The organism is Celeribacter marinus, assembly GCF_001308265.1.
Classification (GTDB): Bacteria; Pseudomonadota; Alphaproteobacteria; order Rhodobacterales; family Rhodobacteraceae; genus Celeribacter; species Celeribacter marinus.
Window position 1 is genome coordinate 2,804,419 of the sequence record NZ_CP012023.1, and the last position, 26,406, is coordinate 2,830,824.

The 26,406-nt window shown below is 56.6% G+C and carries 22 protein-coding genes, 1 tRNA gene, 1 pseudogene and 1 riboswitch; of the genes and pseudogenes, 15 read left to right on the plus strand and 9 right to left on the minus strand.

All coding sequences use genetic code 11. The annotated features are described in order from the left end of the window. Window positions 1–9: 9 nt before the first annotated feature. From gcvH to gltX, 3 genes are all read right to left on the minus strand, one after another. A complete protein-coding gene (gene gcvH / locus IMCC12053_RS13905; RefSeq protein WP_062221365.1) occupies window positions 10–369 on the minus strand; it encodes a glycine cleavage system protein GcvH in 360 nt (119 codons plus the stop codon). A 37-nt stretch (window positions 370–406) separates the two neighbouring features. Then, window positions 407–1,534, minus strand: coding sequence for a glycine cleavage system aminomethyltransferase GcvT (gene gcvT / locus IMCC12053_RS13910; protein ID WP_062220065.1), 1,128 nt, complete (start codon window positions 1,532–1,534; stop codon window positions 407–409). Between the two features lie 155 nt (window positions 1,535–1,689). Continuing rightward, a riboswitch (glycine riboswitch) is annotated at window positions 1,690–1,783 on the minus strand. Window positions 1,784–1,921: 138 nt separating this feature from the next. Continuing rightward, a complete protein-coding gene (gene gltX / locus IMCC12053_RS13915) occupies window positions 1,922–3,244 on the minus strand; it encodes a glutamate--tRNA ligase (RefSeq protein WP_062220067.1) in 1,323 nt (440 codons plus the stop codon). 82 nt (window positions 3,245–3,326) lie between these two features. Between gltX and IMCC12053_RS13920 the strand changes: the two genes are divergently transcribed. After that, a complete protein-coding gene (locus IMCC12053_RS13920; protein ID WP_062220069.1) occupies window positions 3,327–3,755 on the plus strand; it encodes a metallopeptidase family protein in 429 nt (142 codons plus the stop codon). A gap of 105 nt (window positions 3,756–3,860) precedes the next feature. Then, on the plus strand, window positions 3,861–4,811 hold the full coding sequence (locus tag IMCC12053_RS13925) for a 1-phosphofructokinase family hexose kinase (RefSeq protein ID WP_062221368.1): 951 nt from the start codon (window positions 3,861–3,863) through the stop codon (window positions 4,809–4,811). Between the two features lie 6 nt (window positions 4,812–4,817). On the opposite strand, the gene IMCC12053_RS13930 is transcribed toward IMCC12053_RS13925, so the two are convergent. Continuing rightward, on the minus strand, window positions 4,818–6,476 hold the full coding sequence (locus IMCC12053_RS13930) for an NAD+ synthase (protein ID WP_062221371.1): 1,659 nt from the start codon (window positions 6,474–6,476) through the stop codon (window positions 4,818–4,820). A gap of 182 nt (window positions 6,477–6,658) precedes the next feature. Between IMCC12053_RS13930 and IMCC12053_RS13935 the strand changes: the two genes are divergently transcribed. Further along, window positions 6,659–8,116: an MORN repeat-containing protein gene (locus IMCC12053_RS13935; protein ID WP_062220071.1), complete on the plus strand. Its 1,458-nt coding sequence runs from the start codon at window positions 6,659–6,661 to the stop codon at window positions 8,114–8,116. Window positions 8,117–8,128: 12 nt separating this feature from the next. Here IMCC12053_RS13935 and IMCC12053_RS13940 read toward each other — a convergent pair whose 3' ends face one another. Further along, window positions 8,129–9,658 carry a cryptochrome/photolyase family protein gene (locus IMCC12053_RS13940; RefSeq protein ID WP_062220073.1) on the minus strand — a complete coding sequence of 510 codons (1,530 nt, stop codon included), beginning with the start codon at window positions 9,656–9,658 and terminating at the stop codon, window positions 8,129–8,131. Beyond that, on the minus strand, window positions 9,652–10,314 hold the full coding sequence (locus tag IMCC12053_RS13945) for an SDR family NAD(P)-dependent oxidoreductase (RefSeq protein WP_236852435.1): 663 nt from the start codon (window positions 10,312–10,314) through the stop codon (window positions 9,652–9,654). The genes IMCC12053_RS13940 and IMCC12053_RS13945 overlap by 7 nt, the downstream gene beginning before the upstream one ends. 257 nt (window positions 10,315–10,571) lie before the next feature. Here IMCC12053_RS13945 and IMCC12053_RS13950 point away from each other — a divergent pair, with 257 nt between their 5' ends. The 7 genes from IMCC12053_RS13950 to IMCC12053_RS13980 all read left to right on the plus strand — a co-directional run bounded on the left by IMCC12053_RS13950 (window position 10,572) and on the right by IMCC12053_RS13980 (window position 18,933). Further along, the gene (locus tag IMCC12053_RS13950; protein ID WP_062220075.1) at window positions 10,572–12,149 is read left to right on the plus strand and encodes a 2-isopropylmalate synthase; all 1,578 of its coding nucleotides are present in this window, start codon (window positions 10,572–10,574) and stop codon (window positions 12,147–12,149) included. 238 nt (window positions 12,150–12,387) lie between these two features. Then, a complete protein-coding gene (locus tag IMCC12053_RS13955) occupies window positions 12,388–13,425 on the plus strand; it encodes a rod shape-determining protein (protein ID WP_062220077.1) in 1,038 nt (345 codons plus the stop codon). 53 nt (window positions 13,426–13,478) lie between these two features. Next, window positions 13,479–14,408 (plus strand): rod shape-determining protein MreC, encoded by a 930-nt coding sequence (mreC, locus tag IMCC12053_RS13960; RefSeq protein WP_062220079.1) that lies wholly within the window; start codon window positions 13,479–13,481, stop codon window positions 14,406–14,408. Further along, window positions 14,401–14,940 (plus strand): hypothetical protein, encoded by a 540-nt coding sequence (locus IMCC12053_RS13965; RefSeq protein WP_062220081.1) that lies wholly within the window; start codon window positions 14,401–14,403, stop codon window positions 14,938–14,940. The genes mreC and IMCC12053_RS13965 overlap by 8 nt, the downstream gene beginning before the upstream one ends. Next, window positions 14,940–16,859, plus strand: a complete 1,920-nt coding sequence (mrdA, locus tag IMCC12053_RS13970; RefSeq protein WP_062220084.1) for a penicillin-binding protein 2 — start codon at window positions 14,940–14,942, stop codon at window positions 16,857–16,859. The genes IMCC12053_RS13965 and mrdA overlap by 1 nt, the downstream gene beginning before the upstream one ends. Beyond that, on the plus strand, window positions 16,856–18,004 hold the full coding sequence (gene rodA, locus IMCC12053_RS13975) for a rod shape-determining protein RodA (RefSeq protein WP_062220088.1): 1,149 nt from the start codon (window positions 16,856–16,858) through the stop codon (window positions 18,002–18,004). Before mrdA ends, rodA begins: the two co-directional genes overlap by 4 nt. After that, window positions 18,001–18,933: a 2-hydroxyacid dehydrogenase gene (locus IMCC12053_RS13980; RefSeq protein ID WP_062220091.1), complete on the plus strand. Its 933-nt coding sequence runs from the start codon at window positions 18,001–18,003 to the stop codon at window positions 18,931–18,933. Before rodA ends, IMCC12053_RS13980 begins: the two co-directional genes overlap by 4 nt. Window positions 18,934–18,966: 33 nt before the next feature. Here the strand turns inward: IMCC12053_RS13980 and IMCC12053_RS13985 are convergent, their stop codons facing one another. Continuing rightward, window positions 18,967–19,773, minus strand: coding sequence for an SseB family protein (locus IMCC12053_RS13985; RefSeq protein WP_062220098.1), 807 nt, complete (start codon window positions 19,771–19,773; stop codon window positions 18,967–18,969). A 428-nt stretch (window positions 19,774–20,201) separates the two neighbouring features. Between IMCC12053_RS13985 and IMCC12053_RS13990 the strand changes: the two genes are divergently transcribed. From IMCC12053_RS13990 to IMCC12053_RS14005, 4 genes are all read left to right on the plus strand, one after another. Next, window positions 20,202–20,855, plus strand: coding sequence for an ABC transporter ATP-binding protein (locus tag IMCC12053_RS13990; RefSeq protein ID WP_062220099.1), 654 nt, complete (start codon window positions 20,202–20,204; stop codon window positions 20,853–20,855). Then, entirely contained in the window at window positions 20,839–22,728 is a 1,890-nt protein-coding gene (locus IMCC12053_RS13995; RefSeq protein WP_062220101.1) for a KpsE/RkpR family capsule polysaccharide export protein, read from the plus strand. The genes IMCC12053_RS13990 and IMCC12053_RS13995 overlap by 17 nt, the downstream gene beginning before the upstream one ends. 137 nt (window positions 22,729–22,865) lie before the next feature. Next, the gene (locus IMCC12053_RS14000; protein ID WP_062220103.1) at window positions 22,866–23,357 is read left to right on the plus strand and encodes an EF-hand domain-containing protein; all 492 of its coding nucleotides are present in this window, start codon (window positions 22,866–22,868) and stop codon (window positions 23,355–23,357) included. A gap of 134 nt (window positions 23,358–23,491) precedes the next feature. Further along, a tRNA-Gln gene (locus tag IMCC12053_RS14005) sits at window positions 23,492–23,566 on the plus strand. A 413-nt stretch (window positions 23,567–23,979) separates the two neighbouring features. Here IMCC12053_RS14005 and IMCC12053_RS16095 read toward each other — a convergent pair. Further along, complete coding sequence (locus IMCC12053_RS16095; RefSeq protein ID WP_236852436.1) at window positions 23,980–24,390, minus strand: MFS transporter; 411 nt, start codon at window positions 24,388–24,390, stop codon at window positions 23,980–23,982. Next, a pseudogene (locus IMCC12053_RS14010) lies at window positions 24,363–25,202 on the minus strand (MFS transporter); the annotation flags it as partial. The gene IMCC12053_RS16095 and the pseudogene IMCC12053_RS14010, both read right to left, overlap by 28 nt. A gap of 116 nt (window positions 25,203–25,318) precedes the next feature. On the opposite strand from IMCC12053_RS14010, the gene IMCC12053_RS14015 reads away from it, so the two are divergent. Further along, window positions 25,319–26,164, plus strand: coding sequence for a LysR substrate-binding domain-containing protein (locus tag IMCC12053_RS14015; protein WP_236852437.1), 846 nt, complete (start codon window positions 25,319–25,321; stop codon window positions 26,162–26,164). The last annotated feature ends 242 nt before the right edge of the window (window positions 26,165–26,406 follow it).

The window sequence follows — 26,406 nt, forward strand, 5'->3', positions numbered from 1 at the left end:
AGGCGTTGGTTAGCCGATATGGGCTTTGTATTCGGCCTCGGTCATGAGGTCGTCGAGCGCAGACATATCGTCCACTTTCATCTTAAAGAACCATGCATCGCCAAGCGGGTCTTCGTTCACCTTACCGGGGTCTTCGGCAAGTGGTCCGTTCACTTCGACGATTTCACCATCGAGCGGCGCAAGAATGTCTGAGGCCGCTTTGACAGACTCAATCACCACAACTTCGTCGTCTTTGGATACGGTTGTGCCCTCGTCGGGAAGCTCAATAAAGACAACATCGCCAAGGGCGGTTGCCGCATGTTCCGTGATGCCAACAACGACGAGGTCGTCCTCAACGCGGAGCCATTCGTGTTCTTCGGTAAATTTAATATCGTTAGCCATGTGAGGTGTCCCTTTTTGGATGGGGTTAGCGTTTATAGGTTGAGGGGCGAAACGGCATGTCAGTGACATGAACAGGTAGGCGCTTACCACGCAGCTCCGCAAAAACTTCGGTGCCGGATGCACTTAGCTCGATGGGCAGGTAGCCCATGGCAATTGGGTGTTCGAGTGAGGGGGCAAAGCCACCAGACGTGATGACGCCAATCTGGTCCGCACTGTCTTGGCTCGCGAAGAGGGGCGTGCCTTCACGCATCGGCGCGCGACCCTGTGGCAATAGGCCAACACGCAATCGTGTGGGCGCACCGTCCAGTTCGGCCAGAATACGCGCCTCTCCGGCAAACCCACCCGCGCGCGCGCCGTCAGTGCGGCGCACTTTTTGAATGGCCCATGCGATATTGCCCTCGGCGGGTGAGGTGGTGGTGTCGATATCGTGACCATAGAGGCAAAGACCCGCCTCAAGGCGCAAACTGTCACGCGCTCCAAGACCAATTGGGGCAACCTCGTCCATGTCACAAATCGTCTGTGCAAAGGCTTCGGCGGCGTCCGCAGGTAGCGAGATTTCGAACCCGTCTTCCCCTGTGTAGCCAGAGCGCGAAATCCACCACTCGGTGCCGTCCACATCAATGCGGTGACTGTCCATAAACCGCATCTCGGTCACGGATGGAACGAGGCGCGATAGGGCCGTTTCGGCACTTGGGCCTTGCAACGCCAAGAGCGCGCGGTCGGTGATTTCGCTCACCGTTACATGCGCGGGCAAGTTTGCTTTGAGGTGTGCGATGTCCTCAGATTTACACGCCGCATTCACCACAAGAAACAGGGCGTCACCTGTGTTGGCGATCATCAGATCATCTAGGATCCCACCCGCCTCGTTTGTGAACACGCCGTAGCGTTGACGCCCCGCCGCGATCCCCGTGATCGACACGGGCACAAGCGCCTCAAGAGCGAGGCACAATGCCTCAAGACCCTGATCGGACGTCAACATGACTTGGCCCATGTGACTAACATCGAACAGGCCCGCAGCAGCACGCGTGTGCAAGTGCTCTTTCATCACGCCAAGCGGATATTGCACAGGCATATCATACCCCGCAAACGGCACCATTTTAGCCTGTTGGGAAATGTGAAAATCATAAAGTGGGGTTTTGTTTAGAGCCGTCATGTCATCCTCTTTCCGACCTCTTCAGGTCGTTCTCGCCGGTGACAAATCAACCGACATCACGACAGGGAAATCCCTGCCCGATGCCCCCTCTGTCCTGTGCGCCTGAGATCGTTATCCCTTCGGCGGATGCGCGAGGCACCTCTCTCCAGAGTTTTGACCTCGCGAAGGTCCATTTGCCTGAGAGTTTACCGGGGCGGTTGCTCCTTCGGCACGGGGGACTATGCCCTTCCGTTCTCCCAACGCGAGATATTTTGCGGACGTTATGCGAGCCTCAGATTCGGGGCAAGGGCCAAGTGCGCCTCGGCAAACCAAAGAACACAAAACCCGCCCAATGCGCATGTGGCATGGACGGGTTTGTATAGATTTAGATCAAACGCACCTTGGCGATTATAGCGCAGGTGCCTTTTGCAACAACGGCATGACGTTCGACATGTCAGGGCCGCGCTCCATTCCCGTTACAGCCTTGCGTAGCGGCATAAATAGACCTTTGCCTTTTCGGCCCGTGGCGTCTTTGACGGCGGTGGTCCACTCTTTCCACGTGTCCAATGTGTAGGGATGCGCAGGAAGCATGGTGAAGGCTTCGGTGATGAAATCCGTGTCCTCATCGTCGATAAGCGGCGTCGCCCCATCGCGAAACAACTCCCACCAACCAGCCATATCAGCTTTTACGGTGATGTTTTCGCGCACAACGGTCCAGAATGCTTCGGCCTGACCATCGGGCACACCAAGGGCCGCGACCTCGTCTTTGACATCGGCGAACGGACGGGTGTGGTTGACTTGTGCCGACAGGGGCAACAAATCTTTTGGGTCGAACTTAGTCGGGGCAGAGCCAAAAGACGCGACATCGAACCCGTCGATCAACTCGTCCATCGTCGCGCGCAACTCCACGGGCTGAGACGAACCGAGACGCGCCATCAACGACAAAAGCGCCATAGGCTCGATACCTTGCGCGCGCAGATCACGCAGCGACAAGGTGCCAAGACGCTTGGATAGCGCTTCGCCCTCGGGGCCAGTCAACAGCGAGTGGTGCGCAAAGGTCGGCACTGTGCCACCGAGCGCTTTGATAATCTGGATTTGTGTGGCGGTGTTGGTGACGTGATCGGACCCGCGTACAACATTGGTGATGCCGTAATCGATATCGTCGCAAACGGACGCGAGCGTGTACAAAAACTGACCGTCAGCGCGGATCAAAACCGGATCGGACACGGACGCGGCATCAATCGACAGATCGCCCAAAATGCCATCGGTCCACTCAATGCGTTCTTGGTCCAGTTTGAACCGCCACACCCCATCGCCGCGCTCGGCGCGCAACTTGGCTTTCTCGTCGTCCGAAAGCGTCAGATGCGCGCGGTCGTATACGGGCGGCTTGCCCATGTTGAGTTGTTTTTTACGCTTGAGGTCCAATTCGACGGGCGTCTCGAAACACTCGTAGAACCGGGCACTGGCGCGCAGCTCGTCGGCCGCCTGATTATAGCGATCAAGCCGCTCGGATTGTTTTTCCACGCGGTCCCACGTCAGGCCAAGCCATTCGAGGTCTTCCATGATCGCATCGGCATATTCCTGTTTCGAGCGCTCGGGATCGGTGTCATCCAGACGCAAGATAAACTGGCCGCCGTTTTTGCGGGCGATGAGGAAGTTAAAAAGCGCAGTGCGCAAGTTGCCGATGTGGATATAGCCCGTAGGCGACGGGGCGAAACGTGTGACGGTCATGACGATCTCCTGTTGCCGCTTGCTCTTTCATATTGCGCGCAAAGAGTCCATATCGGGAAGGCTACGTTCATAAGGTTACCCCATGTCTGATACCGTGATCCAAACACCGCTCGATGCACTTGCGCCCGACCTAGATCAGGTCGAGGATATTGCGCGCGCGACGATGTCCGCACTGCCGCCCGCGTTCAAGGTTCTAGCCTCACAAATTGCGCTATCCGTGATGGATTTTGCGCCCGAGGATTTGCTCGGCGAGATCGGCATCGAAGATCCGTTTGAGTTGACAGGGCTTTACACTGGCATTCCCTTGACCGAAAAATCGGTGATGGATCAGGCTACGGCACCCGACACCATTTGGCTATTTCGCCGTCCGATACTGGACGAGTGGCTGATGCGCGGGAACGTAACCCTGCACCAGATGGTTGCACATGTAACCATCCATGAGTTGGCGCATCATTTTGGATGGTCCGACGACGATATTGCAACCATCGATAAGTGGTGGACAGTAGACTGAACGCGCACAGCGGCAACATCCCGCCTCTTTGTGATTTGAATCAAGGCGTCTGGTGCCATCTGCGTTAGGCTGATGCAAAATCTCCTCGAAGACGGGACCGCACAGATGGCTGACATCCTCACAATCACCCTTAACCCGACTGTCGATCTGTCAACACACGCCCCTGAGGTTGTGGCGGGACCAAAGGTGAGGTGCGATGCGCCTGTCGCTGATCCGGGTGGCGGGGGTATAAACGTGTCACGGGCCATCAAATTTTTAGGTGGAAAAAGCACCGCCTTCGTTGCGACAGGCGGCGAAACCGGTGCGCGGTTGTTGCGGCTATTGGCAAGTGAGCATGTCAAGTTTACGGCGTTTTCCGTCACGGGCGACACACGGCAATCCATGTCTATCACCGATAAGTCATCGGGCGCACAATTCAGGTTCGTGATGCCCGGTCCGGTCTGGGATGACCACATGGTGAACGACGCGCTACATGCCATAGGAGCGGCCGCACCACACAACGCCATTGTCGTGCTCTCAGGATCACAACCACCCGGCGTTCCGGTGGATTTTCCCGCCCGATTGAACCGCGCTCTCGCACCCAAAAAATGCCGTTTGTTTGTGGACACCTCTGGCGCGCCGCTGCGCGCGCTCACCCAATCCTGCGTGGGTCCGTTTGTTTTGCGCATGGATGATGTCGAGGCTGAGAATTTGGCCGATCGTCCCCTACTTAGTCGCGTCAATACCGCTGAGTTTGCCGCTGATCTCGTGGCGCGCGGCGTGGCGCAAAACGTGATCATCGCGCGCGGGTCGGACGGGTCCACTTTGGTCAATCGAGATGGCCGCTGGCATTGCGCGCGTGCGATTGATCCCGCCCAAGTCGTTTCTGCCGTTGGGGCGGGCGATAGCTTTGTCGGGGCGTTTTGCATGGCCATGTCGCGTGGCGACACACAGATAGACGCGCTTGTATTCGGCACGGCGGCGGCCTCGGCTGCGGTTATGACCGAGGGGACAAAGCTGTGTCATGCTGCGGACGTTTCAGCACTTCTATCCGACTGCGAATTGGTTGAGGTTTAGCACACCCTAACTTGGGTCGCGCCATCCATTGACGATGGGATAGCGACGATCAAGCCAGAACGCCGCATGGGTCAGGCGCGGACCAGGTGCGGATTGAAACCGCTTGTATTCGGAAATGTAGAGCAAGTGCTCCACTCGTTTCACGATATCACGCTCGAACCCCTTAGCCACGAGATCGGCCACGCTTTCGTCACGATCCACAAGCCCCTCAAGGATTGCATCGAGCACCTCATAGGGCGGCAAGCTGTCATCATCACGTTGGTCAGGGCGCAACTCCGCTGATGGCGGCTTGTCGATGATCGACACAGGGATGACCTCTCCCTCTGGTCCCATCATCCAATCGCGGTGATTGGCGTTGCGCCAACGACATTGCTCGAACACACGGGTTTTGTAGAGGTCTTTGATCGGGTTATAGCCGCCGTTCATATCGCCGTAGATCGTGCAGTACCCCACCGCAACTTCGGATTTATTCCCCGTGGTCAAAAGCATGGAACCAAACTTGTTAGACAGCGCCATCAGCAACAGACCGCGTAGACGTGACTGGAGGTTTTCCTCCGTCAAATCGTCCTCATAGCCCGCAAACAGCGGCGCAAGTGTGTCGGTGATCGCGTCACGCCCTTCGGAAATCGGCACAAAATCATAGCGACACCCAAGGCGCTCGGCGATGTCTTTGGCATCCTCAAGCGAGCCTTGCGAGGTGTATTCAGAGGGTAGCATCACACAGTGAACATTGTCGGGGCCAAGCGCATCTGTGGCGATGGTGGCAACAATGGCGCTATCGATCCCGCCCGATAGACCCAGCACGACTTTCTTGAACCCTGTTTTACGTAGGTAATCACGCAAAGCCTCGACCATCACGCGGTAATCTTGTTCCCATGCATCGGGTTGAGGAACGATTTCGCCATCCAGTGCGACCCAACCATCCGCGTCTTTGACAAAATCAACGTGGCGGATGCATTCGTCAAACGCGGGGAGAATGTGGGCGGGTTTGCCATGGCGGTTGAGGACGAAGGAGCCACCGTCAAACACCTGATCATCTTGGCCGCCAACCATATTGAGATAGACGAGCGGCACATCATTTTCGGTGACACGGGCAACCATGTGGCTTAGCCGCACATCAAATTTGTTGCGAAAATACGGCGAGCCGTTGGGTACGATGAGAATTTCGGCACCACTTTCGACTTGGGCTTCGGCGACATCCTCGTGCCACGCGTCCTCACAAATAGGCGAACCGATCCGCATAGGACCAATAGCATACGGTCCCTCAAGCGGACCTTCGGCAAACAGGCGCTTCTCGTCAAAGACGTTGAAGTTGGGCAGGCGGTGCTTGCGCAGCACTTGCTTGACCTGACCCTCGGCCAAAATCCAATACCCGTTGTAAAGCGCATCAGAGTACGCATAAGGCGCGCCCACAGCCATGGCAGGACCGTCTAACGTAAGGGCTGCCAATTCCTCCATCTTTGCCATAGCGGCATTCACCAACGCGGGCTTTTTCACCAAATCTTGCGGCTGGTATCCGATCACAAACAATTCGGGGAACACGACATAATCCGATCCCGCGGCCTTACCCGTTGCGTAAGCGGCACGCACGGCATCTGCGTTTTTGTCAATCGCCCCCACGACTGGGTTCAATTGCGCCATGGTCAAACGGAATTTGTCGGTCATCTCGCACGCCTTTGCTTTGTTACGTTTGGGTTTATCAGACTGTGCGGCAAGGGAAAGCCGATCACGGCAAAAACATTTGCTCATGACGCAAGACACCTTTAGGCTTGCGCCAACGAAAAGACCCGACAGCCAAAACGGCGCGCAGTGCGATACGGGCAAGACCCAGATAAGAGGTAAGACAGGTGAAACGCTCGATACTTCTCACATCCGCGGCCTTAGTAGGCGCCGTGCTTTCCCTCACCGTATCCCCACTCTACGCTCAAGACGCCGGCGAGGTCATCACCCGCCAAAATGATCAGGGTGGCATTTATGAGGGAACGTTCAAGGATGGCGTTCAACATGGCGTTGGCTCCTACCGCCTCCCCTCAGGGTTTGAATACACGGGCGAATGGGTCGAGGGCGAAATCGTAGGCGAAGGCCTCGCACGCTATCCTGATGGCTCGGTGTATGAAGGTGCCTTTGCAAAGGGCAAGCCGCACGGGTTCGGAAAAATCACCTATGCCGATGGCGGCACGTACGAGGGCGACTGGGTCGACGGCGAGGCCACGGGGTCGGGAACCGCCACTTATGCCAACGGTGTGACCTATGAGGGCGGCTTTCTTGCGGCGAACCATCACGGTCAAGGTCGCATGGAAAGCCCGTCCGGCTACGTCTACGAGGGCGCGTGGGTCAATGGCGTCAAGCAAGGCAAAGGCACAATCACATATCCCGAGGGTGCCACATACGTGGGCGAGTTGGCGAATGATCAACGCGAGGGCGTGGGCCTATTGACGATGCCGGACGGCTTGGTGTTCGATTGCACATGGGTCGATAACCAGTGCAACGGAACGGGCACGATTACACAGCCCAACAGTGACGTCTATGTGGGTGACCTCAAAGACGGCAAACGTGAGGGGGCGGGACAAGTCACCTACGCCAACGGCGACCTCTATGAGGGCGCGTTTGTAGATGACAAACGCCACGGTATTGGCACCTACACCGGCACCGATGGTTACACCTACCAAGGTCAATGGACACAAGGGCGCATTGAGGGCAACGGACGCGTCGTGCATCCTGACGGTTCGATTTATGTGGGCGAGTTCCTTGATGATCTGAGCCACGGAAAAGGCATGATCACCTACCCATCTGGCACGACCTATGAGGGCGATTGGCAATACGGTATTATCGAAGGCACAGGAATGGCGAAATATGCCAATGGCCTGATCTATGAAGGCGCGTTTAAAAATGCTCGCAATCACGGCATAGGCAAAATGACCTACACAGACGGGTTCATCTACGATGGCATGTGGGTTGACGGCGTACGCGAAGGCACCGGCAAAGCGACCTACGCCGATGGCACAGCATATGAGGGCTATTTCGTCGCGGGCCGCCGCGAAGGACAAGGCACCGCCATTATGCCGTCAGGCTTCACGTACACGGGCGCATGGGCTGATGGCGAATTCAATGGCATGGGCAAAGCTACCTATGCCAACGGTGACATTTACGAGGGTATGTTCGTCGACGGCAAACGCCAAGGCACGGGTACGATCACTTATGCCACAGGCGAGATTGCAACGGGGGAATGGGCCGAAGGCGCGTTGATATCCAAAGCCGCCGAAACTGCGCCTGAGGATGACACCCCGCCCGCCCCCACCGAATAGGCGCGCGGATCATTACACTGGCGCGCCACGAGACAAACGCTCCAAAACCACCTCAGCCTCTCGCAATACGGTTGCGCATTTGTCGTCGTCCATCCGGTCCCAAGTGCGGTACATCTGCGCCATGCGCGGATTGCGCGCGAACCTATCGCGGTGACGATCCAGAAAATGCCAGTACAAGAGGTTGAACGGGCATGCCCCCTCACCCGTTTTGGTCGCAACCTTATAGTGGCAGCCCTTGCAGTAGTCGGACATCTTATTGATGTAATTTCCGCTCGAGATGTAGGGTTTTGACGCAATGATCCCACCATCTGCAAACTGGCTCATGCCGACCGTATTGGGAGCTTCAACCCATTCGAATGCATCCGCATAAACAGCGAGATACCATTCGTGCACCTCATAGGGCGCAACGCCCGCCAAAAGCGCAAAGTTACCTGTCACCATCAGGCGCTGAATGTGGTGGGCATAGGCATCTGTGCGCGTTTGCTCGACCGCGCGCGACATACAATTCATCTTGGTCTCGGCCCCCCAATACAAGGGCGGCAAAGGTCGATGGTGATCAAGGACGTTGCGGTGCGTGTAGTCCGGCCCTTCGAGGATATAAAGCCCACGCACATATTCGCGCCAACCAATGATTTGCCGTATAAACCCTTCGGCAGAGTTGAGCGGCACATCACCGGCGCGGTAACGTTTTTCAACCTCACGACATAGCTCCAACGGGTCCAGCAACCCTATATTGATATAGGGGGAGAGGACCGCGTGGTGCAAAAACTTGTCCGCCTCCAACATTGCATCTTGATAGGTGCCAAAGTCAGCAAGATGATGATCCAGAAAATGCGCCTGCGCCGCGCGTGCATCCGCGCGCGTGACCGCAAGCCAAAAGGGGTGCAAATCGCCAAAGTTTTTTCCGAACCGCGCCGCCACCAGTTCAAGCACGTCTTTCGTTATGTCATCAGGCTCAAACTGCGGCGGCCCTTTGGCAAACAAATCGACTTGCGCGGGCTTGCGATTGTCGTGATCGAAATTCCACTTTCCCCCACACGGCGCATCACCGTCCATCAACAAGCCGGTCTTACGGCGCATATCACGGTAAAAATACTCCATGCGCAGCGCCTTGCGCCCCTGTGCCCAAAGCGCGAATTCAGGCTCAGCCGCTATAAACCTATGATCGGGCAATTGGCGGATCGGGATCGCGCTTTCCTCTGCCTCAAGGCGCAATCGCCACTCTCCGGCTTGCGTCATCACGATCTCATCTGCGCCGTGCGTTTGGGCATAGCGGCGCGCCTCGCCGTAGAGGCTATGGGTGTTATCTGGGTCATCCAGTTTGGTGTAGGCAACGCGCCAACCCAAGTCGCGCAACTCAATCACAAAATGGCGCATAGCGGCAAAGATCAGCGCAATCTTTTTGGGATGGTGCGCGACATACTCCGCCTCGGCACAGACCTCGGCCATGACCACAAGATCGGTGTCCCTATCGGCGTCTTTGAGCGACGAGATATCCGGTGACAGTTGATCGCCTAAAATCAGAACGACACGGCTCACCACGCAACCTCATCGCCGCGCCAGTCATAAAATCCGCCTGACTGATTGACGCTCAATCCAGCAAGAACCCCAAGAAGGTTTTGCGCGGCCTCGTCGGGGGAGACGGTCGGATGGCTGGCCTGATAATGCGCCGTAAACTTGGTCGCGACCGTGCCCGGATGATAGGAAATAAGACAGGCCTGTTTGTGGGTGCGCGCCAATTCGATCGCGGCCGTGTGCACGATCTGGTTGGTTGCCGCTTTTGCGGCGCGGTAGGCATACCATCCGCCCACTTTGTTGTCGCCAATTGAGCCAACCCGCGCTGTGAGAACCGCCACATGCGCGGGCTTACTGCGCGACAACAAACGCGGCAATTCGCGCAAGATAAGGGCCGGACCAATTGTGTTGACCGCGAACTGATCCGCGAGGGCCGCAGCTGTCAGAGCTTTGAGCGATTTCTCGGGCGGATGCCCCGCACCGTCGAGTTTTCCAGTCGCAACAATAACACGGTCAAACGGCCCACTGAGCGCGGCGAGCGCGTCACCCACACTGTCGGGTTGGCTAAAGTCGAAGTCGCCAGCCGCACGCGACAGCCGCGTCACAGCATCGCCTTGGGCCTCCAAACGCGCCGCAAGTGCGGCACCGATGCCCCCAGATGCGCCGATAATAAGTGATGTCATACTGATCCCCTTTGTATCCATACGCACCGCGCGCGCGAAAAGTTCACTTTTGGGGGTTTTATTTAAATATGGCGCGCTTATAGTCTGATCCATGATGAAGGTGACACATAACCAAGATCCAAACGCGCGCATCAGCGCGGGATTTGGCCGTGGCCTTCTCCTCCTTAGCAGCCTCTGAGCGTGCCGGTGGCGCGATGCTCAGAGGTGACCGCCGCGCCAATGCACCAAAGCTAAGGACTTAAAGAGAGAATTTCGACATGACTGATACGAGCAAACAGGACCAAGTCCTGATTTTCGACACGACACTGCGCGATGGCGAGCAATCCCCCGGCGCAACCATGAGCCACAATGAAAAACTCGAGATCGCGGGCCTTCTCGACGAGATGGGCGTGGACATCATCGAGGCGGGGTTCCCGATTGCCTCTGAGGGCGATTTCGAAGCCGTCTCCGACATCGCCAAGAATTCTAAGAACTCGGTGATCTGTGGCCTTGCCCGCGCCAGCTTTAAGGATATCGACCGCTGTATGGAGGCCGTGAAACACGCCGCACAGCCACGCATCCACACCTTTATCGGCACCTCGCCGTTGCACCGTGACATCACGGCGCTGGACATGGACGCTATGGCCGATAAAATCCACGAGACCGTGACCCATGCGCGCAATCTTTGCGACGATGTGCAATGGTCACCGATGGATGCCATCCGCACCGAACATGATTATCTGTGCCGCGTTGTCGAAATCGCGATCAAGGCGGGCGCGACCACGATCAACATCCCCGATACGGTCGGCTACACCATTCCGCGCGAAAGCTCGGATATTATCAAGATGTTGCTTGAACGCGTTCCGGGTGCCGACGAGATCATTTTTGCGACCCACTGTCACAACGACCTTGGCATGGCGACCGCCAACTCGCTTGCTGCGGTTGAGGCGGGCGCACGCCAGATCGAATGCACGATCAACGGTCTGGGCGAACGCGCAGGCAACACGGCCCTCGAAGAGGTCGTGATGGCGCTCAAAGTGCGCAACGACATCATGCCGTACGCGACCCGTATCGACACCACCAAGATCATGAACATCTCGCGCCGTGTGGCGCAGGTGTCGGGCTTCCCCGTGCAGTTCAACAAGGCGATTGTGGGCAAGAACGCTTTTGCCCACGAAAGCGGCATTCACCAAGACGGCATGCTCAAAAACTCCGAAACATTCGAGATCATGCGCCCTGCGGATGTGGGCCTGTCGGGGACATCCCTGCCACTTGGCAAGCACTCGGGCCGTGCCGCGCTGCGGGCCAAACTCGAAGAGTTGGGATTTGAGCTTGCCGACAATCAACTCAAAGACGTCTTTGTGCGGTTCAAAGGGTTGGCTGATCGCAAAAAAGAAGTGTTTGACGACGATCTCATTGCCTTGCTGCATGATACGGCGGGCGGTGAGCAAAACGATCGTGTGAAACTCAAATCGCTCAAAGTCATCTGTGGCACCGAAGGCCCGCAACAGGCGTCGATGGTTCTGGATGTCGATGGTGTTGAGAAATCGGCGGACGTCACGGGCGATGGTCCCGTGGATGCGACATTCAAGGCAATCAAAGAGATTTTCCCAATGACCACGCGGTTGCAACTCTACCAAGTGCAAGCCGTGACCGAAGGCACAGATGCACAGGCCACCGTCTCTGTGCGCCTTGAGGAAGATGGTAAAATCGCCACGGGTCAATCGAGCGACACCGACACGGTTGTCGCCTCGGCCAAGGCCTATATCAATGCGCTCAACCGTCTGTTGGTGCGCCGCGAAAAATCCGCCCCCGGTGCGGATGTAAAAGAAGTGAAATACACCGACGCGAGCTAAGCGCAGCGTGTCGGCAGAATAACGATAGAGGCGCATCCTATTTGCGCCTCTATTTTTATGTGAAAACACCGCCTCCTGCTTGCGTACCATCCAATAAGGATCGGTCGTTTCACGCAAAAGTGGCGGCGCTTTGCCGCTTTGCGCGCAACCTTCCCTTTTCCAAGCGCGCAGAGCCACTTATAAGACCTTCGATAACGGGGATTCTCTCCTCGCAGGGATTTTGGACATTAGGGGTATCATGGCGGGTTTTTTGGGACTTTTTTCGGCGGATATGGCGATTGACCTCGGCACCGCGAACACTCTTGTCTACGTCAAGGGCAAGGGCGTGATCCTCAACGAGCCATCAGTGGTGGCCTATCATGTCAAAGACGGGCGCAAACAAGTCCTCGCTGTTGGCGAAGATGCGAAACACATGCTCGGGAAAACACCCGGTTCCATCGAGGCGATCCGCCCGATGCGTGACGGTGTGATTGCCGATTTTGACACCGCGGAAGAGATGATCAAACACTTCATCCGCAAGGTTCATAAGCGCACGACATTCTCCAAGCCCAAAATCATCGTTTGTGTCCCTCACGGTGCGACACCCGTCGAGAAACGCGCTATTCGTCAGTCTGTGATGTCTGCGGGCGCACGCAAAGCGGGTCTGATTGCGGAGCCGATCGCGGCGGCAATTGGTGCAGGCATGCCCATCACCGACCCGACCGGCAACATGGTTGTCGACATCGGCGGCGGGACGACTGAAGTCGCCGTTTTGTCCCTTGGCGACATCGTATACGCGCGCTCTGTGCGCGTGGGCGGCGACCGTATGGACGATGCAATCATCGCGTATCTGCGTCGCCAACAAAACCTGCTGATCGGCGAGGGCACGTCCGAGCGGATCAAAACCACCATTGGTACGGCACGTATGCCCGATGACGGACGTGGCTTGGTCATGACCATTCGCGGTCGTGATTTGCTCAACGGCGTGCCCAAAGAAATCGAGATTACCCAAGCGCAGGTGGCCGAAGCCCTAGCGGAGCCGGTGCAGCAAATTTGCGAAGCTGTTATGCAAGCGCTTGAAACCACCCCGCCCGACCTTGCGGCAGACATCGTAGACCGTGGCGTGATGCTTACGGGGGGTGGTGCGCTACTTGGTGATCTCGATCTGGCCTTGCGTGAGCAGACAGGTCTGGCGATCTCTGTGGCCGATGAGCCGCTCAATTGTGTGGCTCTGGGAACAGGAAAAGCCTTGGAGTTTGAAAAACAACTCCGCCATGTAATTGATTACGACAGCTAAACCTCCGCGCCCAACGCATCGGGCATCGGATCACCACAACACAAGAGGTGATCGTGGCTAAAGACAGAAACACATCGGACACCTATGTCCGCCCGATCCGGCGATTGCTGGTCGGGCTTTTGGTGTTGGTCTTTCTGGCAATCTTCGTTCTTTGGCGGATTGATAGCCCGCGTGTTGAGCGGATGCGCGCGAACCTTGTGGACACTATCGTGCCATCCTTTGAATGGGCCTTGGTGCCCGTGACCAAATTCGTTGGCATGGTTGAGGGATTTCAAAGCTATCAGCGCATTTATGACCAGAACCAAGAGTTGCGGCGCGAATTGCGCCAGATGGCCGCGTGGAAAGAGGCTGCACTCCAGCTAGAACAAAAGAACGCAAAGCTGCTTGATCTGAACCAAGTTCGCATTGATCCAAAATATACCTATGTCACGGGTGTGGTTATGGCGGATAGCGGATCGCCGTTTCGTCAATCTGTGGTGCTCAATGTCGGCGCGCGCGATGGCATTATGGACGGCTGGGCGACGATGGACGGGATCGGCCTTGTGGGTCGTATTTCAGGGGTCGGGCAAAACACGGCCCGCGTCATATTGCTCACCGATAGCAATTCGCGTTTGCCAATCACCATTCAGCCCTCAGGTCAGCGCGCTATTCTCTCAGGCGACAATTCAGCTCAGCCGCCCCTAGAATTCATTGAAAGTCCCGAATTGATCCGACCGGGTGACCGCGTTGTGTCATCGGGCGATGGCGGCGTCTTTCCTGCCGGCCTTGTGATCGGTCAGGTTGCTATGGGCCCTGATCGTCGTTTGCGTGTGGCGCTCTCCGCAGATTACGAGCGGCTCGACTACCTGCGCGTCCTGCGCACCCACGAGGGCGAAAAGATCCTTGATCCGGGAGCCTTGATTGCAGGGCCACAACCTGTATCGCCCTTCGCCGCATCCACGGATCAAAATGTGTCTCAGCCCGAGGAGCCAAACGATGGTTGATCCTCGTACGCTACGCCGCTGGGGCCATCGCGCCGCCTTTGTTGCGATTTCAGGTCTTGCGCTATTTTTGTATCTATTGCCACTGAATGTGGGGACTGCGCGGTGGCCAGGCCCCGACCTGATTGTCGCGTTTGCATTTGCATGGGTGCTGAGACGGCCAACATGGATGCCTTTGTGGTTGGCCGCGCCGGTCTTTTTGATATGTGATTTCATGTTTTTGCGCCCCCCGGGCCTGTGGGCGGCACTTTGTGTTATCGCGCTCGAATTTTTGCGCACACGCGAGACAACATCCCGCGATATGCCATTTGCCGTTGAATGGGCGATGATTGCAGGCGTGTTGTTCACGATGGCTGGCGTTTATCGTGCAATCCTTGCGGTGTTCATGGTCGACTTGACCTCTCTTGGGCTTGTGATTTCAGGCCAGATTTCTACGTTGGTCGTCTATCCTGTTGTGGTGTTGGTATCCGCGTCCATGTTGGGTGTACGCAGACTGACACCCGCTGAGGCTGACGAATTGCGAGGCCAAGCATAATGCGCCGCTCTCCCCAAGACACAGCGACATCAGCACGTAAAATATCACGCCGCGCCTTGTTTTTAGGCGGCTCGCAACTCGCGTTTATGGGCATTTTAGGATTGCGCATGCGTTATATGCAGGTCGAGCAAGCCGACGAATTTCGCCTTATGGCCGAAGACAACCGTATCAAGGTGCGCCTATTGCCCCCCGCGCGCGGGCTTTTGTATGACCGCAACGGCGCAGTCATCGCAGAAAACGAGCAAACGTTCCGGATCGTTATCCGCAAAGAGGATGCCAATCAAATTGATCAGGTGTTGGTCGAGTTAGAGCGCTTGATCAACTTGCCCCCAGAGGATCAGACCCGCGTGCGTGAGGAATTGCGCAAAGCAGGTCCATCTGCACCCGTCACCATTGCCGACCGGTTGTCATGGGAGGCCTTTTCCGCCGTCTCCGCAAACGGCCCCGCCCTCCCCGGTGTGACGCCTGAGGTTGGACTATCGCGACGCTACCCGCTGCACGACGACTTTGCCCATATGGTCGGATATGTCGGCCCCGTGTCCGACTACAACTTGTCTAAAATGGACGTGATAGACCCTCTATATCGCATTCCTAAATTTCAAATCGGCAAGTCGGGCGTTGAAAGCCAACTTGAAGAAGATTTGCGCGGACGTGCGGGATCGTTGCGTGTCGAGCAAAATGCGCGCGGGCGGATCATTCGCGAGTTGGGCCGCCAAGAGGGCATTGCGGGCGCCAACATTCAGTTGACGTTTGACCACAAGATGCAAAACTTTATGCAGGCGCGACTTGCGGGCGAGAGTGCGGCTGCCGTCATCCTCGATATTGAAACAGGGGATGTTTTAGCGTCTGGCTCAACGCCCGCCTTTGATCCCAACCTGTTTGTGCGCGGCATCTCGGTTGCGGATTATAATGCGCTGTTGGAAAACAAGTACCGTCCCTTGCCATCCAAATCCGTACAAGGCGCCTACCCACCCGGATCGACATTCAAAATGGTCACCGCCCTTGCCGCGTTAGAGGCGGGTGTCGTGACCTCAGACGAGACAGTGCGCTGTACCGGTCACACCGAAGTGGGCGGACGCCGGTTTCACTGCTGGAAACGCTCGGGCCATGGCAATGTCAATCTTGTCGGGTCTTTGCGCCATTCTTGTGATGTGTATTACTACGAACTGGCGCAGCGCACCGGCATTGAAAATATTGCAGAGATGGGTCGTAAACTTGGCCTCGGCGACAGCTATGCGCTCCCCCTTCCCGGCATGAGTTCGGGCCTGATGCCCGACAAACAGTGGAAACTGAAAAATCGCGGAGCCGAATGGGTGGTTGGCGACAGCCTCAACGCCTCCATTGGTCAGGGGTTTGTCCTAACCACACCGATGCAACTGGCGGTTATGACCGCACGCATTGCAACAGGCCGCGCCGTCATTCCGCGCCTTGTGAAATCCATAGACGGGGTCGACCAAGGCATCCAAGGCGGCGAAAAGATCGACATTAATGAGAACATGTTACGCGCGGTACGTCAGGGCATGTATGAGGTGTCCAACTCATCACGTGGCACGGCCTACGCATCGCGTATCGCGGATGCAACCCTCCAGATGGCCGGAAAAACCGGCACGAGCCAAGTCCGCAACAAAGTTGTAAACAACAACAATGTCCCATGGGAAGAACGCGATCACGCGCTTTTCGTCTCCTATGCCCCCTATGACAACCCGCGCTATGCGGTCTCTGTGGTGGTTGAACATGGGGGGGGCGGGTCCTCAACAGCGGCCCCGATTGCGCGCGACCTGATGTTGTATGCGCTACACGGCGACCTGCCGCCACTCGACAGCTATCCGTCGTCACAACGCGGCACGATAAGCGAGCGTTTTCGCAATCTGCCTTTGCGCGACACCTCTGGCTCCGACACTGAGAAGAGCCGCGCATGAGTTATCTTGAAAGCAATATGAAGACGGTCCCCACGGGCCTGTCCAAAATTCTCTATGTGAACTGGGCCTTGGTGGTCTTGCTTGCGGCGGTGGCCTCGGTCGGGTTCATTATGCTCTATTCCAACGCGGGCGGCTCACTTCGCCCATGGGCAGAGCCACAGATGAAGCGGTTCGCGCTTGGCGTTGCCTTAATGCTGTTTGTTGGCATGGTGCCAATCTATTTTTGGCGCAATGTCGCGGGGGTCGGCTACATCTTGTCGTTTGTCCTTTTGCTGATCGTTGAGTTTTTCGGCGATGTCGGCATGGGCGCTCAGCGCTGGATTGATCTTGGCTTCATGCGACTGCAACCGTCCGAGTTGATGAAAGTCACCCTCGTGATGTTTATCGCCGCCTACTACGACTGGCTCGACATCAGAAAGGTTTCGCGTCCACTCTTTGTCGCAATTCCGGTGCTTTTGATCGCCTTGCCAACAGTATTGGTCCTCAAACAACCCGATCTGGGCACCTCTATTTTGCTGGTGCTCGGCGGTGCGATTGTCATGTTCGCAGCAGGTGTATCATGGTGGTATTTTGGCGCAGTGGCGGCAATGGTTGGTGGTTTGGTCACGGCCGTTTTCACCTCGCGCGGCACCACGTGGCAGTTGCTAAAAGACTACCAATACCGCCGCATCGACACCTTTCTTGATCCCTCATCCGACCCTCTCGGCGCGGGCTACCACATTTCACAGGCGAAAATTGCGCTTGGATCAGGCGGATGGACAGGGCGTGGCTTTATGCAAGGCACCCAAAGCCGCCTCAACTTTTTGCCCGAGAAACACACCGACTTTATCTTTACCACATTGGCGGAAGAATTCGGTTTTCTGGGCGGTTTTTCATTGCTGATGCTCTATGCACTCATCGTCGTGTTTTGTATCGTCTCCGCGATGCGCAACCCTGACCGCTTTGGTGCGCTCGTGACAATCGGGATTGCCGCGACCTTCTTTTTGTTCTTTGCGGTTAATATGTCGATGGTTATGGGATTGGCGCCCGTTGTCGGTGTCCCTCTTCCGCTCGTATCTTATGGCGGCTCGGCGATGTTGGTGTTGATGATCGCCTTTGGCGTGGTCCAGTCCGCACATATCCACCGCCCACGAGGCCGCAAATGACCCTGACGCTGTTATTCTCCGCACCCGAAAAGCTTTGGGAGGGATACCGCAATGTACTTCCCGCGGCACTCAAAGCCCGTGGTATAGACGCGCATCTGTCCCGTGATGCTGCGCCCGAGGATGTGGATTACATCGTCTATGCGCCCAATGAGACCCTCACGGACTTTACGCCATTCGTGCGCACCAAAGCCGTGTTGTCGCTATGGGCGGGTGTGGAGCGCATTGTATCGAACCCAACGCTGACACAGCCGCTTTGTCGTATGGTCGATGATGGTTTAGCGCTTGGCATGCGAGACTATGTGACAGGTCATGTCCTGCGTCATCATTTGGGTATGGATGCACATATCCATGGCTTGAATGGAGTGTGGGATCAGGTCGTCCCACCATTAGCGCGGGATCGCACGGTTGCAGTCTTGGGCCTTGGCGCTTTGGGACAGTTTTGCGCGAAAGCTCTCTCGGACTTGGGGTTCAACACGCTGGGGTGGTCCCGCTCAGCAAAAGAGATAGAGGGCGTGACCTGCGCTCATGGTCCCGAGGGCCTGCGCGATGTCTTAGCTCGCGCCCAAATCGTGGTGACACTCCTGCCCAACACGCCTGCAACCGAAAATATACTCAGCCGTCAGGCGCTTGCGCTGATGCCCAAAGGCGCAGTGATCATAAATCCGGGACGCGGCGCATTAATCGACGATGACGCATTCCTTGCCGCTCTCGCATCGGGTCATATCGGGCATGCGACCCTTGATGTGTTTCGTACTGAACCCCTTCCCGAAGCGCACCCCTATTGGGACCACCCGCGTGTGACTGTGACGCCTCACATTGCGGCAGAAACCCGTCCCGCAACCGCGTCTCAGGTTATCGCTGAGAATGTGCGGCGCAGCGAAGCGGGTGAGCCGCTTTTATTCTCGGTCAACAAAATCGCAGGGTACTAATCTGGCCGAACCTCTGAATTTGAGGATCCCGATTTATCGCAACTTTGGTGGGCTAGACGGATCCATGCCGGGGGCCGAAGGTCCTGCACTCAAACTTTGCGCCTCAGGCAAATCGAACCGTAGACCATGACGCGCTAGGGCCGCACATGCCGGATCGGACGGGCGAAAGAACGCCACATCCAATGCGCCCGCCTCAACACCCGAAAAGATCAATGCCTCGGACACCAGTTTGGCCAAGGCCCCCTCGGCCCCTGGAACATGATCAACAAACGCAAGGATGTGCGATTTTACGCCGCCTGTGTACGACACGCCCACGAGATAGGCGAGACGCGCTAGCCCGCCAGTGATCGCCAGTTTTTGATCCAGTGCAGTGATGAGCACATCGGGCAATCCGTAAGGTGGGGTAATCTCTTCTGGCGTACCTTCGGTTTCAGTTGGCGCAGCGCCAAGTGTGTCGTTAAGCCAGCCCACCGCGTCAGCAGGCAAAAGCATCTCAGACGGAGCCACTGTAAGGTTCAATCCAAGACCAAGCCCCGAGCCACTCAGCATCTGTGCCAAGGCCCGACCAGATAGGGCCACGTAAGGGACAGCGCCGGCAAAAGCCGCCAATCGCTCCTCGCGGTCGAACACCAAAACGAACTGGTCGCCCTCGACGGGAAAAATGCGCGGCGTGACAGGTTGATCTTCTTGTGGTGCGTCCTCCAGCAACAAAAACAATTCCGCGTCTGCGACACGCTCGTAAAACCGCAAACGGATTGCATCATCGTCGGGGGCCGCGATCATTGCCGCGTGAGCATGATCAATTGCTGTGTGCTCTGATGCCGTCAAATCGTCGTTCATGTCGCGTCCCTTCGCTCTGCGCGTCATCCCCAAGCGCCCTACATGCGAAGTGGATTGCCGTGTCATGCCACAGGTATTGCGCGATACACGCGGAGGCAAGGGCAAGGCATCCGCGAACACGCATATGTACGCCGCTTGCCTTGACGGGCTTTGTTCTCGTTCGGCGCTGCGGCGATCTCCATCGCGGCGGGAAAACTGTGCCGTGTCGAAAAGCAAAACGGCTGACTTTCGCGGACCTATGTCGCGCCACATCTCGTAAAATTGAATGGAAGTAAGTGTTAGATTGTTCCCGTTTTCTCCATAATACCTGTAAAACAACCGAGACATTCATGCCCATTGGACACAATGTCGCCCAATTGGTGCGTTAGACCACTTGGGAATGCGCGGGCACACTTGCTTGTGCTTAAACAGTTTCGAGGCCGTATTCGATGCTCGAGTTCGACAATGTCAGCAAGTCCTTTTGGACAGGCACGCAGCGCAAGGTGATCCTTGACCGCGCGTCTTTTCGTGTGGAGTTGGGCAACTCACTCGGCATTCTCGCCCCGAACGGCACAGGCAAAACGACGATCATTAATATGATGTCTGGACTGGAAAAACCCGATGAGGGCGAAATTCGCCGTGGATGCCGCGTGTCTTTTCCCCTCGGGTTCATGGGCGGATTGATTGGCAAACATACGGCGCGTGAAAACGTGCGGTTTATTGCACAGCTCTATGATCTCGACCCCGACTATGTTGAGGCGTTTTGTCGGTGGCTTTGCGGGTTAGAAGAGTACTTTGACATGCCTGTTGCCACCTATTCATCCGGTATGCGCTCGCGCTTGTCCTTTTCGCTCTTGTTGGCGCTCGATTTCGATATCTATCTGATTGATGAGGGCATGCCCTCAACCACGGATGTTGAATTTAACCGCAAGGCGGGGAGCATCCTTCGCGAGAGACTGGAAAAGTCGACGTTGATTGTGGTATCCCACCAAACAGCAACACTAGAAAAATTCTGTCGCTCTGCTGCGGTTTTGCGCAAAGGCAAACTGCACTTCTTTGACACTCTGGAAGAAGCGAAATCGCTCTATGACTACGAAGCCTAAGGTTCAAAAATACCGCGTCCGCCGCGGGCCGCGCATCGCCGCTCAAAGCCCTGTGATGAGCATGGACCAACACGCAGGCGTTTCGCCACCTGAGGCAGTAGATGAGGCGCACGGACGCGTACACACGCTACAGGCCGCAAATGCGCCCTCGCGCGACACACCCCCATCCGCCGCAGCACCAACCACACCCACACCTACCGCAAAGGCACCGCCAAAAGCCGCAAACGCGGCGCCCCTTCACGGTGATGACCTGTTCAATAACGGCGCGGTTGATGATGGCTTTGGCGATGGCCCCTTTCCCGGTGCCGCAGCGTCTGAAAAGCCACAACCAGCGCGCCGTGCAGCACGTGCACATGGCGGTGTCGCAACCGAATTAGGGCAGGACACTGCGCCTCAAACGGGCGATGTCACCCCCGCTGACGAAATGAGCATTGATGCCGAAATTGATGCAATCCGCCGCGAGGGCCTAACAGGGCGTCAACTTCGAATGGCGCGCCGTGTGGCCAGCAAGCATGGGCTTGCCCCAACATCAGATTTTGACGCAATCCGGCTACTGCGCAAACAGGGTATTGATCCGTTTCAAAAAGGCAGTGTGCTGGACCTCGTGGATTCAGGAAAACCAACCGAGGGCGGCGCGGGCCTACCCGCGCGCCGCGATCCGCAACTGCCTAAAACAGTAGATCAGCCTCAATTGCCATCTGCGGCGATTTTGGAGCGCATCGCACGCGAAGAAGACATCTCAACCATTCAACGCGATATTGCAAAGCGGCGCCGCCGCAAAATGCTTTTGCTGGTTGCCCGCCTTGCCGCGTTCGTAGCCCTGCCGACAGTGTTTGCGGGCTACTATTTCTACAATATTGCAACCCCAATGTACGCGACCAACTCGTCTTTGGTGATCAAGCAAGCCTCGTCCCCCGCATCAGGTGGCGGTCTTGGCTCCATGCTTCAGGGGTCTCCCCTTGGCACATCGTTAGAGGCCGTCACAGTTCAGGACTATTTACTGTCCAAGGACGCGATGCTCCGTCTGGACGCCGACGTCGGCTTCAAAGATCATTTTTCATCTCAAACCGTTGACCCGATCCAGCGCCTGCCTGAAAACCCGTCCAACGAGGAAGCGTATAAGGTCTACAAGGATCGTGTCATGATTGGCTACGACCCCACTGAAGGCATCCTTAAAATGGAAGTCGTGGCCGCCGATCCGCAGATCGCCACACAGTTTGCCAAAGCCCTCATAACCTACGCCGAAGAGCGCATGGACCAACTCACGCAACGCATTCGCGACGACCAAATGAGTGGGGCGCGCGAAAGCCTTGATGACGCCGAGGCCAAAATGCGCAAAGCACAAGAAGACGTGGTTGAGCTGCAAGAGAAGATGGGCATTATCTCGCCAGACGCAGAGACATCCGCGCTCATGGGCCAAATCAACGGATTCGAAACCCAGTTGCAGCAAAAGCGATTGCAGCTCCAACAGCTTCTCGACAACACCCGCCCGAACCAAGCCCGCGTTGAGGGTGTTGAGGGCGATATTGGCCGCCTTGAAGTGTTGATCGGCAATCTGCGCAACGACATGACCGAGGCACAGCGCCCCGCCGGATCTCTGGCACGGATTACTGCGCAACTTCGTATGGCAGAAGTCGAACTGCAGACGCGCCAAGCGATGGTTCAACAATCCTTAATGAACCTTGAAAGCGCGCGTACCGAAGTGAACCGCCAGATCAGCTACCTCTCAACAGGTGTAAGCCCTGTCGCGCCGGAAGATCCCTCATATCCGCGCAAGTTCGAAAACACGCTGCTCTCCCTCCTTGTGCTCTCGGGGCTCTACCTCTTGGCCTCACTCACCGCCGCGGTCTTGCGCGAGCAGGTTTCTGCATAAAAGCGAATGACGGCGCGCTAAATAGGCGCGCCGCCGCCGATATGGCCAAAAGGCGCGCTCCTGCGTCCGTTTGACGCGACTGAAAATCCCATTGCGACGGTTACAAATTCAGTAAGTTGATTTTGAAAGGATCCGCTATGAAACGCCTCTTGTCCGTACTCGCCCTGACAGCCGCCCTACCCGCCACCCTGTCCGCCCAACAGTTTGGCGGGCACTTCATGGAAAGCTGGGACACAGACAGTGACGGCACAGTGACCCTTGCTGAAGTCGAAGAACGCCGTGGCGATATCTTTCATATGTTTGATGCCAACGAAGACGGTTTTCTGGATGCACAAGAATACGTTCAGTTCGACGAAACACGCGTGGCCGATCGCGAGGTTCATATGGAAGAGGCTCAGGAGGCGGCGTCTCAGGGGGCATCCATGGGCCAAGGCAAGGGACGGGGCCCAACAGGCATGTCAGCGGGCATTTCTGGCGTCCAAAATGCTATGACACTGGCTTACAACGATACGGATGGTGACGGGCAGGTGAGCCGCGATGAATTCACCTCCAATACCGCCGGATGGTTCGTCACAATGGACAAGTCCGGCGATGGCGTGGTGAATGCTGACGATTTCGGTCGAAAATAGGCATAAACGCAATGTGGCAAGCGAGGATTTTCTCTCCGCTTGCCCGTCTGCTAAAATTCTTTTCTTTCAGGATCGTTTTTTACCATTTCATGGGTTGCACAGAACGCGCGGGCGGACTAACTACGCATCCACGTTGGGATGTAGCCAAGTGGTAAGGCAACTGTTTTTGGTACAGTGTACCGTAGGTTCGAATCCTACCATCCCAGCCAACTTTCTTCTAACTCATTGATCTAATTGAGACGCGATGCGCGTTTTGGGATTTGAGTCCCAGCTGCATCTCGTAGGTGCATCTCGTCTATGCATCTCACTCGGTTTGCGGAAGAAGATTTCGACACCTTCGAATCCGAGGGGAAGTTGAGATGACCGGCCTAAATTATGTCACCCGCCGCGGCGCAATCTATGTCTGGCGCAGGCGCCTGCCCGCGTGGACTTCCAAAACGTCCTACCTACAGATCAGCCTTCGGACACCGAGAACTGCACAGCCCTTGATTGCTTAGGAGCAAAGCTGCTGGCAACCACATGCCCGTCCAGCCCTGCCGTGCTTGCGTGCCGGACTATAAAGCATCTTGATATCATCCAGTCTCCGGCAGGCGATTGCAATGTCATCTGCAGCAACAGGCGATCATTCAATATCAGGTAGAAATACAGTTAGAAATCCGAGGCATAGAAGGATGGACAGAAAGCTGAACACCTGCTGCATCCCGATCTGGTCTGCGAGTGCGCCAAGTGCCGCGGCGCCGAGCGCCCCGATTCCGAAGGCAAAGCCAAAGACGAAGCCCGCGACCATGCCCACCTTTTGTGGCATCAATTCTTGTGCATAGACGACGATGGCCGAAAAGGCGGACGACAAGATTAACCCGACGATTATGCTAAGGCATACTGCCGCCCACAGGGGGGTGTGCGGCAACAAAACGGCAAAGGGGAGCGCGCCGACAATCGAGCCCCAGATGACCTTTTTGCGGCCAATACGGTCCCCGACGGGACCGCCGAAAAACGTGCCAAAAGCAACAGCGGCAAGAAAGACAAACAGCAAGCCCTGTGCGTGGGGATGTCGAGGCCGAATTTTTCAATCAGGAAAAACACGTAATAGGCCTTAAATGTTTCGATATAGACGAATTTGCTCAGTAGCAGCGCCCCGAGCACGGCGAAGGCAATGACGAGACGTTTGCGCGGCAGTGCCGGTCCCGTTGCGGCAGGAGCGCCGGCGGCCTGCATCATGCGTTGATGGTGGGTGAACCACCGGGCAACCCACAACAGGATGATAATGCCACCCACCGCGAGCAGGCCGAACCAGATCGTGCTGAACTGGCCAAGTGGCAATACGATTATCGCCGCAGCCAAAGGGCCAAGGGCGGTGCCGGTGTTTCCGCCCACCTGAAAGCTCGATTGGGCAAACCCGAGGCGGCCACCGGATGCCATCCGGCACACACGCGATGCCTCCGGGTGAAACAGCGCAGAGCCGAGACCTAAAACGGTAGAGGCCACCAAAAGCCCCTCGAACGACCCCGCGGTTGCCAAAAGAAGGACGCCGATTGCGACGATAGCGAGAGAGAGGGCAAGGGAATACGGTTTGGGCCGCAGATCGCCATAAAGCCCCAGAACAGGTTGTAAAATACAGGCGGTGATTTGTTGGGCAAGCGTCAACAGCCCCAGTTGGAAATAGCTGAGCGCATACTCTGATTTCAGCAAAGGATAGAGCGCAGGCAATAGAAACTGGATCAGATCATTGATCAGGTGCGTGCTGCTAACCGCGAGGATCACGCAATAGGAGGTCGGTAGAGTTACGGCGCGTTGTGTCATCGTTGTTTCCTTTACGTGGAGCAGCACCGAAGAGGGACCGATCATGAATTACCGCGCACAATGACTGATATGTGCGGGGGTTTCGCGTCAGATCGAAACACGATATGCTGTAGAAAATCTACAGGCTCACCATGCGCGATCCCCGAAAGACATTACCGCCGATGAACGCGCTGCGTGCCTTTGCCGCCGCGGGCAGCCGGCTTAATTTCCGCGCCGCGTCGGACGATCTTGGCGTGTCGCAAGGTGCCGTTGCCCAACAGATCCGTTTGTTGGAAGACCACCTTGGCCAGACCTTGTTTACACGTCTGCCGCGAGGCGTTGCCCTCACCTCTGCGGGCGCTGTTTACCACGCAGAGGTAAAGCGTGCCTTTGATATTCTGGCGGATGCAACGGGACAGGTCAGCGGCGGCAGCGGGAGTTTGACGATCAGCGTCACGCCCACCTTTGCGACCCGGCTTTTGATCCAGAGCCTGCCCTCGTTGAACGCCATTCTTCCCGAGGTGAATATCCGCACAATCGCAACGGTTGCGGTGACTGATTTCGACCGTGATCAGGTTGACATTGCGGTGCGCGAAATCCGTCCGCCATTCCCCGCTGAACAGGAGGCGCAGCTGCTGTTCCGTCAGGATTTTATTCTGGTCTGTAGCCCGCATCTTTTGAAAGACGGGCCATGCACCGTGACGCCGGACAGTGTGCGCTCCATGCCGCTTTTGCACGATGCTTATGGCCATTGGCAGGTATATTTCGGCACGGGGGACCGTTTGCCCGGTCCGATCTTTAACCAAGTGTCTTTGGCGATTGATGCCGCTTTGGCAGGACAGGGAGTGGCGATCGTCAGCCGCGCTTTTGTTCAGGATGATTTAACGGCGGGACGACTGATCAATGCCGGTCCTGCGGGGGGCATGTCGGACCGCAATTACTACCTTGTCCGCAAAAAATCACAGCGCCCCCGCCCGATGTTGGACACGGTGTGGTCGTGGTGTCTCGATACCTTTTCAGAGCATTAGGGGCGTACAAACGCATGGGGCGGTGAGCCGTCTGTGGTTTTCGGATCAGGGGCCTTGGTGAGTATGGGCTTTGGGGACTAGAGGCCTTGGGGTTAATTGATCTATCCGAACCATGCCACCGCGCTTGGGTGCGGGGTACCCACAAGAGGCAAAGCGACCCCGCGATTGGATTAGCGGTCGCGCCGCTTTAGGAAATATTGTCAATCGTCCGGAGTTTTGAAAGAACACGCCGACCGGTCACG

Excerpts from the sequence above, each read along its gene's own strand:
- gcvT (WP_062220065.1), bottom strand. The coding sequence starts at position 1,534 with ATGACGGCTCTAAACAAAACCCCACTTTATGATTTTCACATTTCCCAA.
- gltX (WP_062220067.1), bottom strand. The coding sequence starts at position 3,244 with ATGACCGTCACACGTTTCGCCCCGTCGCCTACGGGCTATATCCACATC.
- IMCC12053_RS13920 (WP_062220069.1), top strand. The coding sequence starts at position 3,327 with ATGTCTGATACCGTGATCCAAACACCGCTCGATGCACTTGCGCCCGAC.
- IMCC12053_RS13925 (WP_062221368.1), top strand. The coding sequence starts at position 3,861 with ATGGCTGACATCCTCACAATCACCCTTAACCCGACTGTCGATCTGTCA.
- IMCC12053_RS13930 (WP_062221371.1), bottom strand. The coding sequence starts at position 6,476 with ATGACCGACAAATTCCGTTTGACCATGGCGCAATTGAACCCAGTCGTG.
- IMCC12053_RS13945 (WP_236852435.1), bottom strand. The coding sequence starts at position 10,314 with ATGACATCACTTATTATCGGCGCATCTGGGGGCATCGGTGCCGCACTT.
- IMCC12053_RS13950 (WP_062220075.1), top strand. The coding sequence starts at position 10,572 with ATGACTGATACGAGCAAACAGGACCAAGTCCTGATTTTCGACACGACA.
- IMCC12053_RS13955 (WP_062220077.1), top strand. The coding sequence starts at position 12,388 with ATGGCGGGTTTTTTGGGACTTTTTTCGGCGGATATGGCGATTGACCTC.
- IMCC12053_RS13965 (WP_062220081.1), top strand. The coding sequence starts at position 14,401 with ATGGTTGATCCTCGTACGCTACGCCGCTGGGGCCATCGCGCCGCCTTT.
- mrdA (WP_062220084.1), top strand. The coding sequence starts at position 14,940 with ATGCGCCGCTCTCCCCAAGACACAGCGACATCAGCACGTAAAATATCA.
- rodA (WP_062220088.1), top strand. The coding sequence starts at position 16,856 with ATGAGTTATCTTGAAAGCAATATGAAGACGGTCCCCACGGGCCTGTCC.
- IMCC12053_RS13980 (WP_062220091.1), top strand. The coding sequence starts at position 18,001 with ATGACCCTGACGCTGTTATTCTCCGCACCCGAAAAGCTTTGGGAGGGA.
- IMCC12053_RS13985 (WP_062220098.1), bottom strand. The coding sequence starts at position 19,773 with ATGAACGACGATTTGACGGCATCAGAGCACACAGCAATTGATCATGCT.
- IMCC12053_RS13990 (WP_062220099.1), top strand. The coding sequence starts at position 20,202 with ATGCTCGAGTTCGACAATGTCAGCAAGTCCTTTTGGACAGGCACGCAG.
- IMCC12053_RS13995 (WP_062220101.1), top strand. The coding sequence starts at position 20,839 with ATGACTACGAAGCCTAAGGTTCAAAAATACCGCGTCCGCCGCGGGCCG.
- IMCC12053_RS14000 (WP_062220103.1), top strand. The coding sequence starts at position 22,866 with ATGAAACGCCTCTTGTCCGTACTCGCCCTGACAGCCGCCCTACCCGCC.
- IMCC12053_RS14015 (WP_236852437.1), top strand. The coding sequence starts at position 25,319 with ATGAACGCGCTGCGTGCCTTTGCCGCCGCGGGCAGCCGGCTTAATTTC.